This is a genomic window from Rhodococcus sp. IEGM 1306 (genome assembly GCF_036541985.1).
In the GTDB taxonomy this organism is placed as follows: Bacteria; Actinomycetota; Actinomycetes; order Mycobacteriales; family Mycobacteriaceae; genus Rhodococcus_F; species Rhodococcus_F qingshengii.
Genome location: NZ_JAZHFF010000029.1, coordinates 1 through 13,940 on the forward strand (window position 1 = coordinate 1; position 13,940 = coordinate 13,940).

The following is a 13,940-nucleotide window of genomic DNA, read 5'->3' on the forward strand; positions in this document are numbered from 1 at the left end:
GCCAACAACTCCACCGACGACGCCTCGAACAACACCCGCACCGGAACCTGCGCATCGAGCGCCTGCCCCAACCGAGCTGCCATTCGAGTAGCAATCAAAGAGTTTCCGCCGAGTGCGAAGAAGTCGTCATCGAGACCCACTCGCTCGACCCGGAGTACCGCCGAGAAAACAGAAGCGACAATTTGTTCTACCGGCGTGACCGGGGCCCGGAACACCGCAGCCTCGAATACCGGCTCCGGCAACAACTTCCGATCCAACTTCCCAGAGGAGTTCAGAGGAAACTCGTCCAAGATCATGATCACGTTCGGAATCATGTAGACAGGTAGCGATTCAGGAAGCGCATTCCTCAGGGCTTCTACGTCGACCACAGAATCCGGGACAGCGATCACATACGCGACCAACTGATCGCCCATATCGGTGGATGCCACAGTGACCACACACTGAGCTACCGTCGAGTGCGCCAGAAGAGCTGACTCAATCTCACCCAGTTCGATCCTCTGACCACGGAACTTGACCTGAAAATCGGTACGCCCGACATACTCGAGCTCGCCTGCGGTGTTCCACCACACCAGGTCCCCGGTGCGATACATCCGACTGCCACCGGCATTGACTTCACCGTTCGTGTCGCTCGCCTCCACAAATGGGTTCGCGACAAAGCGATCACTGGTGAGATCGGGTCGCGCGACATAACCGCGCGCAAGTTGATCACCGGCCAGATACAGCTCACCTGCAACGCCTACCGGCACCGGATGCAACCGACTATCCAACACGTAGACCTGCGAGTTCCACTCTGGCACACCGATCGGAGTACCTGTCGACTCCGATCCGTCGACCTCGTAGTAGGTGATCGAGACCGCAGCCTCGGTAGGGCCGTACACATTGTGCAAACCTGCAGAGGACACCCGAGCGAATGCACGCACCGTCTCGAGCGGCAATGCCTCACCGATCACGAATATGTCCCTCAGCGACACCAATGCGTGTTCCGGAACCGACGTCGCGAAGACGGTCAACATCGACGGGACGAAGTCCGTCAACGTCACCCGATGATCTTCGATCAGACCAGCCAGATACGCGGGATCTCGATGTCCGTCGTGAGACGCCAGCACCACTCTCGTACCGGACAAAAGCGCAGTGAAGTATCCCCACAACGAGACGTCGAATGTCGTTGCAGTCTTTTGCAGATAGACGTCTTCCGTGCCGATGGCGTACTGATCCTGCATCCACAGGACCTGGTTCACGATGGCGTGATGCGAGACCGCAACGCCCTTGGGCTTCCCCGTGGATCCCGAGGTGAAGATCACGTAGGCGGCATTCACATCACGCAGTCGACCACGCCGATCAGCATCGGAAACGACTGAAGCCGAATAGCTCGAGAGATCGACACCGTCGATCAACAACACGTCGGCGCCGTTCGGCGCTACGAAAGCATCCCTCGTCGTCGACAGCACACAGACTGGATCGGCCGTCGTGAGGATGTGCCCGATCCGCTCGGCGGGGTGATCGGGATCCAGTGGCACGTAGGCTCCGCCCGCGGCGATCACCGCGTACATACCCACTACGAGATCAAGCGATCGTCGCATCGCCAATGCCACCAACGATTCGGGCCCGACACCATCGTCGATCAGCTTGCGTGCCAATTTGTTCACACGTTCCGAAAACTCGCCATAGGTCAGCGACTGGCCGTCGAACACCACGGCAACCGCATCGGGTGCCAACGCAACGCGAGTGTCGAACAGCGAAGCCAATGTCTCACTGTTCCCGACGTCGCGTGCGGTGGAGTTGCGCGCAGTCAACAGCGACTCGCGCTCGGTCTCCTCCAACAGTTCGATGTCACCCACGGTGATCGACGGATCCACGACCACCTGCTCGAGGATCCTGGTGAACCGATCGGCGAATCCATGAATCGTCGACTCGTCGAAGAGATCTGTGGCGTATGCGAACTCGGCGAACATACCGTCCTCGATCGCATGTTCGACGCGGGGAGCGAGAGTGAGTTGAAGGTCGAACTTCGCGATACCCGCATCGAACTCGAGGCCCGACACCTCCAACCCCGAAAGCTCCAACGCATCCTGCGACATGTTCTGGAAGAACAGCGCCACCTGGAACAGCGGGTGATGTGCCTGCGATCGGGTCGGGTCCAGCACCTCGACCAATCGCTCGAACGGAACATCGCCGTTGCCGAGCGCCTGAAGGTCGGTCCTCCGCGTTGCCGAGACGAACGAATAAAACGTACTCGAGAGGTCTACGGGAGTCCGCAGGACCAGCGTGTTGACGAACATACCGATCACATCGTCGAGCGCCTTCTCGCCTCGCCCGGCAACCGGAGTACCAATCACGATGTCACTGGTACCGGACAATCTTGCGAGAAGCACGGCGAGGGCCGAGTGCATCACCATGAACAGCGACGCGTTCCGCTCACGTGCGAGTGAGTCCAAGCTCGACCGAAGCTCTTCGCTGACGGAAAAGCGGTACGTAGCGCCACGATTCGAGGCGACGACCGGACGGGGGCGGTCAGCCGGTAACGCAAGCAATTCCGGAGAGTCGCGGAGGACGGAGCGCCAGTGGTCCAACTGAGCCGAGATCAACGAATCCGGGTCGTCCTCGTCGCCGAGGACCTCCCGCTGCCAGAGGGCATAATCGGCGTACTGCACCTCGAGCGGAGTCCAATTCGGAACACCGTTCGAAACCCGAGCTGCGTAGGCAACCATGACATCCCGAGTCAACGGACGCATCGAGAACCCGTCCGCTGCGATGTGGTGCACAACGAAGGCCAGAACGTACGAATTCTCGGCAAGTTCGAACAACCCGACCCGAACCGGAACCGTTGACGTCACATCGAAGCCCTGGAGCGCGAAACTCAGAAGTTCGTTGTGAACGCGCGAGGCGTCGATGACCTTCGGTGTCAGTTCAACCGGCACTTCGGACGACGGGAGGACTACCTGCTGTCCTTGTCCACCTTGCTCCGGGTAGACGGTCCGGAGCGATTCGTGGCGTTCGATTACATCCGAGATCGCATGCCTCAGCGCCGAAACATCCAGGACCCCGTTGATTTTCAAGGCAATCGGAATATTGTTGACGGCCGATTCGGGGTCGAAGCGGCTCAGGAACCACATGCGCTGCTGAGCAAGTGACAACGGAATCGTCGTGGGCCGAGGTCCTGCGACTAGTGCCGGAATGTTCCCGGAACTGACATGTGACGAGATCGCCGCCGCCAGAGACTCGACATTCGAATTTTCGAACAGAATCCTTACGGGGATCGTCGTCTCGAGCGCTCGCCCGAGCCTGGCGACCAATCGTGTGGCTACGAGCGAATTGCCACCCAAAGCAAAGAAATCATCGTCCAACCCGGCACGCTCGACCCCCAGAACGTCGGCAAAGACGCCCGCTACAGCCACCTCGGTATCAGTCGCGGGTACTCGATACTCCCGCACCTCGAATACCGGCTCCGGCAACGCCTTCCGATCCAACTTACCGTTCACCGTCAGCGGAAGCTCTTCGAGCACCACCACAGCATCGGGGACCATGTACCCGGTCAAGAACTCGCTCACCCTCGTCGACACAACGGAAGCAACAAGATCCGCACCAGCCTCGGGGACCACATACCCCACGAGTCGATCACCGAGCGCAACATCCGAGCGCACAACCGCCACAGCGCCAGCCACCCCGGGCACCCGCAACAACGCAGCCTCGACCTCGCCGAGTTCAATCCGGAACCCACGCAACTGAATTTGGGAATCACTTCGGCCCGCATACTCGAGCAGCCCATCGACATTCCACCGCGCAATATCACCCGTCCGGTACATCTGATCACCGGAACCGCTGCGGCCGAACGGGTTCGCAACAAAACGACCAGCAGTCAACCCAGGCTGACCCACATACCCACGCGAAAGCTGGCCGCCAGCGACATACATTTCGCCTCGAACACCCACCGGCACAGGGCGAAGCCGATCGTCGAGTACGAACACCGACAGCCCACCAAGGCCCCGGCCGATCACCGAACCAGTTGCCTCACGAACCATCACCGAATCGAGTGCCGAGAACGACACATGCACAGTGGTCTCGGTAATCCCGTACATGTTCACCAATCGCGGCGAACTATCGTCATGACGGTCATACCAACGCACCAATTGAGACAGATCCAGCGCCTCACCGCCGAAGATCACATGACGCAACGACAACGAGCCGGCCGAATCGCCAGCCATCCGATCCGCCTCGGCGAACTGATAGAACGCCGAAGGAGTCTGATTGAGCACTGTCACCCGCTCACGCGCTACCAACTCACGGAACTGCTCCGGCGAGCGAGAAGTCAGGTAATCCACCACAACAAGAGTGCCGCCGTACAGCAGCGGGCCCCACAACTCCCACACCGAGAAATCGAACGCGTAACTATGGAACAACGTCCACACGTCCGAACCATCGAAACCGAACCGCGGCTGAGCATTCGCAAACAACTCCACCACATTCCGATGACTGACTGCCACACCCTTCGGCTTCCCAGTCGAACCGGACGTATAGATCACGTAGGCAATATCATCGGCACGCAACGCAGAACGACGATCACCGTCCGCCACCGGGGAACCGTCGTAATTCGCCAAGTCCAACGCCATCACATCAAGAACTGGCACCTCGACATCGACGACATCACCTGCAGCGACGACGCACACAGGACGCGCGTCCGCCAGCGTGAAAGCGATACGCTCCGCCGGATACGTCGGATCAATCGGCAGATAGCCACCGCCGGCCTTCACCACAGCCAACAACGTGACTACCAACTCGACCGACCGCGGCAAGATAACCGCCACCAACGACTCCGGACCAACACCACACTCGATCAGCTTGCGCGCCAACCGATTTGCCGCCTCATCCAGCTCACCGAACGACAACCGGCGATCCTCGAAGACCACAGCAGTCGACGAAGTCTCACCCGCAACCCTCGCATCGAACATCGACACCAACGTCGTGCCGGGTTCGACCTCGAGACCAGGAACCATCCAAGAACCCAAAACATCCGAACGCTCGGCAGCGTCGAGCAAATCGATATCGCCGACCACCACCGTGGGATCCGCAGCAATCGCTTCAAGAATCACCGTCAACCGACCCGCAAATGATTTCACCGACGCCTCGTCAAACAAATCCGTCGCATAAACGAGTGCCACGCTCAGGCCCCCTGACGCAGCAGTCGCGTCGGACTCCCAGATCGTGAACTGCAAGTCGAATTTGGCTGTCGCCGAATCGACATCAAGCCCAGAGATGGTCAATCCCGGTACCTCGAGGCTGCTTTGCGTGCTCTGCCCAAGATTCTGCATCGAGAGCATTACCTGAAACAGCGGATTCCTCGACTGCGATCGCGAGGGATTGAGCACCTCCACCAACCGCTCGAACGGAACGTCAGAGTTACCGAATCCATCGAGGTCGATGTCTCGAATACGGGCGATCAAGTCGATGAAAGACATGTTGACGTCAACATCGGTTCGGAGCACGAGCGTATTGACGAACATCCCGATGAGGTCATCGAGAGCCTGATCGCCTCGACCGGCAACCGGCGTGCCGATCGCAATGTCCGAAGTCCCGGACAACCGCGCCAGCAGAATCGCCACGGCACTGTGCAACACCATGAACAATGATGCGTTGTTGGCCAGCGCAATTCGATCGAGAGCCTGGTGGAGCTCAGGCTCGATCGTGAAAGTGTGCCCGGCTCCCCGGTTCGACGCGACGCGCGGACGCGGGCGGTCCGACGGGAGATCGAGCTGATCGGGGATACCGGCCAACGCGTGGCGCCAGTAGTCGACCTGGCGAGTGATCAGAGAATCCGGGTCGTCTTCACTGCCGAGAACTTCGCGCTGCCACAGTGCAAAGTCGGCAAACTGTACGGGCAGCGGAGCCAGATCGTGCGCAATTCCCTGTGTCCGAGACACATAGGACGTAACGATGTCCTTGGTCAACGGTCCCATGGAGAACCCGTCACCGCTGATGTGATGGACGACGAACACGAGGACGAACTCGTCGGCGGCGAGTTGGAAAAGCGCCGCCCGAATCGGAACCTCGGTGGTCACGTCGAATCCCGGAGTGACGAAGTCGGTTACGCGCTCGACGATCGCCGACTCGTCTACCTGTATGGGAGTCAGGTTCGGTACCACGGCTGCAATGTCGACCAGGCGCTGATATCCGACGCCGTCGACCTCCGGGTACACAGTCCGAAGGATCTCGTGCCGCTCGATCAAATCCTCGAGTGCGCCTTGCAACGCATCGACATCGAGCGCTCCGCTGAGCCGCAGCGCGACCGGAATATGGTCGACTGCCGATTCTGGTTCGAATCGGTTGAGGAACCACATGCGCTGCTGCGCCAAGGACAGCGGAACCAACTCGGGGCGCTCGCGAGCAATCAGGGGAACGTGAACCTTGCGGTCTTCTGAAGTTTTCGCTTCGTCGATGAAGACGGCAAGTTCCGCGGCCGTGGGTGCGTCGAAGAAATTACGCATGTCGATGGAGATGCCGTGTTCGGCATTGATACGCGCAACCACGCGGGTGGCGAGCAACGAGTTGCCGCCCAGTTCGAAGAAGCCGTCGTCTGCCCCTACCCGATCCTGTCCGAGTAGATCGGCAAAGATCGCGACCACACCGGCTTCGGTGGGTGTCGCGGGCTCGCGGTACTCAACCGTCTTCGACACGAATTCGGGCGCCGGCAAGGCCTTTCGATCCAGCTTGCCGCTGGCATTGAGCGGAAACTCGTCCAGTTCGACAAACATGGCAGGGACCATGTATTCGGGTAGCCGTTCACCCAGCGACGACGTCAGAATCGCTGAATCGGTAGCCTCGCCGACGATGTACGCGACCAAGTTGTCGCCGATCGTTTCGTCCGAATGGACGACCACCACGGCTTGGGAAACACCGTCACAGTCGAGCAGTGCCGCCTCGATCTCACCGAGCTCGATGCGCAGACCGCGGAGCTTGACCTGAAAGTCGGTTCGGCCGATGTATTCGAGCTGGCGGTTCGCTCCGACGCCTCGCCAGCGCACCAGATCTCCGGTTCTATACATCCGCGATCCGTCGGTAGCGCCCGGCCGAGCCACGAAACGGTCTGCCGTGAGATCCGGTCGCGATACGTATCCCCTGGCCAGCTGAATCCCGGCAAGATAGAGCTCTCCTGCCACTCCTGAAGGCGACGGCCGGAGCGCGTCGTCGAGCACCAGGAGCTCGGTGTCCGCCACGGCCGCGCCGATCGGCACCGACACCTGATCTCGCTCACCGGTTTCGTAGTACGTCACGTCGACGGCAGCTTCGGTCGGGCCGTACAGATTGTGGAGTACAGCACTGCTGACCTCGCGCAGACGTGCCGCGGTCCGAGCCGGCAACGCCTCACCGGAAGCGAACACGTAGCGAAGGGTTTCGACCTGCGCGACAAGGGGTTCGGCAACGAACACTGCGAGCATCGACGGCACGAAGTGCACCGCCGTCACCCCGCGCTCGATCATCGTGCGAGCCACGTACGCCGGATCACGATGTCCGTCCGGTTCTGCGATCACCAGCGATGCACCGACCTGCAGCGGCCAGAAGAACTCCCACACCGACACGTCGAAAGTGAAAGGTGTCTTCTGCAAGATCACGTCGTCGGAAGTGAATCCGTACTCGGCCTGGCGCCATTGCAGGTTCGCGACGATGGCACGGTGAGAGACTGCAACGCCTTTGGGGCGTCCGGTCGATCCGGACGTGAAGATGACATACGCAGTGTTGTCCGCGCGCAGCGGCGCCAACCGGTCGGCATCGGTGACGGTTGTCTCGGCGTGAACGGACAAGTCGACAGTGTCGACGTCGAGCGTCGGAGTCCCGAGCGGGAGTACCACTGCATCGGCCGTACGTGTGAGCACGGCCGTCGGCTTCGTGATCTCGAGCACGTAAGCGAGACGGTCGGCAGGATGATCCGGGTCGAGTGGAACGTACGCGCCGCCGGCCTTGACGATCGCGTACATCGAGACGAGGAGATCGATCGATCGGCGCATTGCGAGACCGACGAGGCTGTCCGGTCCGACACCTGCCGTGACGAGTTCACGTGCGAGGCGGTTCGCTCGAGCGTCGAACTGTGCGTAGGTGAGCTGAGTTCCGTCGTAAGCCAGCGCGAGCGCGTCCGGCGTCCGCCCGACCTGCTCGTCGAAGAGTCCTGCGAGGGTCACGTGGGCATCGGACTCCGACGCTACCTCGACGACCGAAGTGCCGTCAGTGATGAGCCGGTCGACCACCGCGCCGAGACCGTCGGCCTCGCTGGCGATCAACTCTGGCAGCACCGTGGAAACGACAACAGGAACCAGGGCATCCGCCCCCAACGCGCCACCCATCGCGGTGTCGAGAGTGACCAACTCGTCATTGAGTCGTCCGTAGCTGATTTCGGTTCCACCGTGGCTCAGAGCCACACGATCAGGATCTACCGCCGCAACTGCAGCTACCAACTTCGGCAGATCTTCGATCGTCAGCGACTGCGGTCCCGGAATACCGACGGACATCTACACTTCCTCCAACTGACTTTCGTGAAGTGCGCCCCGGCCGAGCACAGCGTTCTGCTCGGCCGGAGGCGTTCACTGGGCAAATACTGAATGTTACCCGGCCGTACCCCCACGGCCCGCTGACACCGACTGTGCGTCAGCTATCACCGAGCTCACAAGTGTGGCGAGACCGTCGACGCCGAGTGCCGGCAGGATGCCCGGAACAAGGCCGGCGAGGGACACTGACACCAGAGCATCGGGGGCCAGAGCAGCTCCCATGGCGGTACGCATGGCAACGAGCTTGGTCGACAACTCACTGAAGGTGACCGCCTGATCACCGTGAGTGAATGCAACTGCCTCAGGATCGGCGGCCGCCGCTGCGGCTGCCAGGTCGGGTAGATCTGCCGCGGACTTCGGCTCGGCAGCGCTCGCTTCCTCGCGTTCCTGCTCGGTCACGATGTCGATCGTACGAATCACGACCTCGGGATCGGTCACCAGTTCTTCGAGCACCCGCCCGAATCGCGCCGCGAAAAGCGCGATGGTCGATTCGTCGAACAGGTCGGTCGCATAGGTGAAACGCATCCTCAGCCCGGACAGCACCCCGGCATCGTCGAATTGCTCGATACCGGTGAGCTGCAGATCGAACATCGCTTGGTCGAAACCGTTGTCGACCGCAGAGAGTTCGAGACCCGGGAGTTGGAACGTACCGAGAGCCATGTTCTGGAATGTGAGCATGACCTGGAAGAGCGGCGAGTATGCGTGAGAGCGCTCTCGCCCCAGTTCGTCGACCAACCGCTCGAACGGTACGTCGGCATTGGCGAATGCCGACAAGTCCTTGTCCTTCACGTGCGCCAGAAGGTCGACGAACGTCGAAGCAGGAGCGATCTCCGTTCGCAGGACCAGCGTGTTGACGAACATCCCGACAAGATCGTCGAGAGCTCGCTCACCTCGACCTGCGATCGGTGTTCCGATTGCGATGTCGTTCGATCCACTCATCTTCGCCAGCAGAACGGCCAGGGCGGTGTGAACCACCATGAAGACTGTCGAATTCTGCTCCCGTGCGATCGTCGCGAGCCGGTCCGTGGTCTCGGAATCGACCGCGAACTCGAATTCCGCACCGCGCATGCTCGCGCGCGCCGGCCGCGGCCGATCGGTCGGCAGTTCCAGAAGCTCCGGAATGCCCTTGAGTTCGTTCACCCAGTACGCGAGTTGACGGCCCAGCTGACTGTTCGCGTCCTCCGGCGATCCGAGGACATCACGCTGCCACAGCGTGTAGTCGGCGTACTGCACTTCGAGCGGAGCCCACTCCGGCGTCTCCCCGCCGGTACGTGCGGTGTACGCGACCATGGTGTCTCTGATCAACGGAGCCATCGAGAAGCCGTCGCCACTGATGTGGTGAACGACCACGACGAGAACCCGCTCGGATTCGTCGACCTCGAAGAGACGGATTCGCAACGGAACGGCCGTCGTGACATCGAAGCCCTCGCGAACTGTGTCAGCCACCTGTTCGGCGACCGACGCTTCGTCGGTTGCGATCACTTCCAGGCCCACGGTCGCCGCGGAGCGTGGCACGATCATCTGAACCGGTCCGTTGCCCTGGTCCGGGTACACCGTCCGGAGCACTTCGTGTCGCTCGATCAAATCCGAAACCGCCGAGCGAAGTGCGTCGACATCGAGTGCGCCGGACAGTCGAATCGCGACCGGGATGTTGTACGCACCCGACGTCTTGTCGAACTGATTGAGCACCCACATACGTTGCTGCGCCAACGACAGCGGAATCTCGTGCGGACGCACCTGAGCCACCAACGGTGGGCGGCCACCCGATCCCGCGTGTTCGAGAACCCTCGACGCCAATGCACCGACAGTCGACGCCTCGAAGATCACACGGACCGGAATCTGCGCATCCAACGCCTCACCCAGCCTCGACACGACCTGCGTCGCGACGAGAGAGTTTCCGCCGAGCTCGAAGAAATCGTCGTCGAGTCCGACCCTCGCGACACCGAGTACGTCAGCGAACACACCTGCGACGATCTCTTCGACGGGGTTGGTCGGCGCACGGAACTCGGTCGCCTCGAATTCGGGGTCGGGCAGTGCCTTGCGATCGACCTTGCCGTTGATGTTGAGCGGTAGTTCGTCCAACACCATCAACGCCGCCGGCACCATGTAACTCGGCAACTCCGCCACAAGAGTCCGCTTCAATGCTTCGACATCGATGCTGTCCCCGCCTTGAGGAACGACATAGCCGACAAGTCGATCACCGGTACGCGCATCCGACTTGGCCACCACCACAGCGGAGTCCACACCGGTCTGCTTGCGAAGAAGCGCTTCGATCTCACCGAGTTCGATGCGGTAGCCACGGATCTTGACCTGGAAGTCGGCGCGCTCCACGTAGTCGAGTTCACCGTTTTCCGTCCACCGGACAAGGTCGCCCGTGCGGTACAACCGCGAACCCGCGTCACCGAAGACGTTGGCCACAAATCGTTCCGACGTCAGATCCGCGCGCCCGTGATAGCCGCGAGCAAGCTGGGCACCGGCGAGGTAAAGCTCCCCGGTGACTCCGACGGGGACCGGATGCAAACGCGTGTCGAGCACGAACACCTGCGTGTTCCATTCGGGCGCACCGATGGGAACCGCAGTCGCATCACCCGAACCGACGACGTGCGCTGTCACCGAGACCGCGGCCTCGGTCGGCCCGTACAGATTCACCAACTGCGCGTCGCTGAGTTCTGCGAACTCGGTCGCGGTCGCGGCCGGCAACGCTTCACCGATCGCGAGCACCTGACGAAGCGATTCCGGAAGGCCATTTTCCGACGCCGACTGCAACATCGCGAGCATCGACGGCACGACGTGGAGCGTCGTGACCTTCTCCCGCGTCATGAGGTCGAGCAGATAACTCGGGTCCTTGTGACCTTCGGGTTCGGCGATCACCAGTCGTGCACCGGAAGTCAGTGCCGACCAGAACTCCCAGACCGAGAGGTCGAAGGTTGCCGCCGTCTTGAGCACCATCGCATCGGATCGGTCCAGGCCGTACTGATCGCGCTTCCAGAGAATCTGGTTGACCACCGCCCGATGCGAGATCGCGACGCCCTTCGGCCGCCCCGTCGATCCCGACGTGAAGATCACGTAGGCGGTGTTGTCCACCCGCAGTGGAGCACTGCGATCCGCATCGGTGACCGCCGCTTCCGCGTAGGACGCGAGATCGATCGTGTCCACCTCGATCACGGAATCACCGAACGCCGGATTCTTCGCAGTGGTCGAGGCAGTGAGGACGCAGACCGGATCTGCCATGGTCAACACGTACTCGATGCGATCCGCCGGGTGGTTCGGATCGATCGGTACGTATCCACCACCTGCCTTCACCACCGCGTACATGGCGACCAGCAGTTCGACCGATCGCTCGATTGCCAACGCGACCAACGACTCCGGACCGACACCGGTTGCAATCAGATGGCGTGCGAGACGGTTGACACGTGCATCGAACTCGGCGTAGGTCAGCGACGTGTTCCCGGCGACCAACGCCACCGCACCTGGGTTCGAACCGACCTGCTCGTCGAACAGTTCGACCAGAGTGGCTCCCGGGACGGAGTGATCGGTGTCGTTCCAGCGGTTCAGGATCCGGTCGCTCTCGGACGAGTCCAGCAGCGCGAAGTCGCCGACGGTCAACAACGGATCCGACGCGATCTCCCCGAGCAATCGCACGAATCGATCGGCGAAGTCCTGCACGGTCGACTCGTCGAACAGATCATGCGCGTAGCTGAACATCGACGTGATGCCGGCTGCAGATCCGTTGGCGTCGTACCGATCACTGACGATCAACTGAAGATCGAACTGCGCGACCCCGTTGTCGATATCGACGCCCTTGACGGTAAGTCCCGGAAGCTCGAGCCCTCCGGTTTCCATGTTCTGGAACAGGAAGCCGACCTGATAGAGCGGATGACGAGCGGTCGAGCGCGGTGGGTTGAGCACCTCCACGAGTCGCTCGAACGGAACGTCCGAATGTGCGAACGCTTGAAGGTCGGTCTCCCTGACACGTCCGAGCAGATCGAGGAACGGCGCACCGCTGTCGATCTGCGTACGGAACACCAAGGTGTTCACGAACATGCCGATGAGATCGTCGAGTGCCCGCTCGCCACGTCCGGCAATGGGCGTACCCACCGCGATGTCCTCGGTTCCGGACAGTCGAGCCAACAACATCGCGAACGCAGTGTGCGTGAGCATGAACAACGTCGAATTGTTTGCCCTGGCAAGACTGCTCAGCCGAGCATGCAACTCTGCATCGATATCGAAGTGCAGGTAACCGCCGCGGAAGGACTGCGTCGCGGGGCGCGGCCGATCGGCGGGAAGTGCAAGCTGATCAGGCAGCCCGGCGAGAGCATCGCTCCAGTACGCAATCTGCTGCGAAGCGATAGATCCCGGGTCTTCCTCACTGCCCAGCACCTCTCGCTGCCACAGGCTGTAGTCGGCGTACTGAACGTCGAGGGGAGCCCAGGACGGCGTGTACCCGGCAACCCGCGAGGCGTATGCGGTCACCACATCTCGAGCGAACGGCGCCATCGAGGAACCGTCGGCGGAAATATGATGAATCGCGACACCGAGTACGTATTCGTCGGAAGCCAACTGGAACAACCGGATACGAATCGGAATCTCGCGCGTGACGTCGAAGCGCGTCGACGCCAGTGCAACCAACTCACCTTCGAGTTCGTCCACGCCGGTCGGTTCTGCGACGATTTCGTCCGACCAACTCGACACAGGCTTGACGACCTGCACCGGACCGTCTCCGATTTCCGGGTAGACGGTTCGAAGTGATTCGTGCCGCCCGATCACATCAGAGATGGCCGCGCTCAGCGCCGAGACATCGAGATCACCCTGAAGGCGCAGCGCCATCGGGATGTTGTATGCCGCAGCGCTCCCGTCGAATCGGTTGAGGAACCACATACGCTGCTGCGCCAACGAAAGCGGAATCCGCTCTGGCCGCTCGACAGCGGTCAGCGCGACTCGCCCGCCCGAACCGGTCCGGCTTTCGGCATGTGCCGCGAGATCCTGCACCGTGGACGCTTCGAACAGAACTCGAACCGAAAGTTCGGTATCGAGAGCGTCGGCGATTCGCTTGATCGTGCGAGTGGCGTTGAGGGAGTTGCCGCCGAGCTCGAAGAAATCGTCATCGAGACCCACACGATCGACACCCAACACCTCAGCGAACACCGAGGCCACGATCTCCTCCACCGCCGTCACCGGAGCCCTGAACACCGCAACCTCGAACACCGGCTCCGGCAACAACTTCCGATCCAACTTCCCCGACGCATTGAGCGGCAACGCATCCAACACCACAAACTGCGACGGCACCATATACGACGCCAACCGCTCCCCCACACCCACCTTCACCACATCAACATCAACCGACGACCCCACCGCAGCAGTGACATACGCAACCAACTGATCACGCCACACCACCACCACAACAGAACC

General features: G+C 61.2%; 1 protein-coding gene and 1 pseudogene. Both read right to left on the bottom strand.

What is annotated here, in order from left to right; genetic code table 11:
* A partial coding sequence (locus V3587_RS30290) for a non-ribosomal peptide synthetase (protein WP_317829919.1) occupies positions 1-8,495 on the bottom strand: 8,495 nt, incomplete at its 3' end.
* Positions 8,496-8,588: 93 nt separating this feature from the next.
* Positions 8,589-13,925: pseudogene (locus V3587_RS30295) on the bottom strand (amino acid adenylation domain-containing protein); the annotation flags it as partial.
* Positions 13,926-13,940 lie beyond the last annotated feature (15 nt).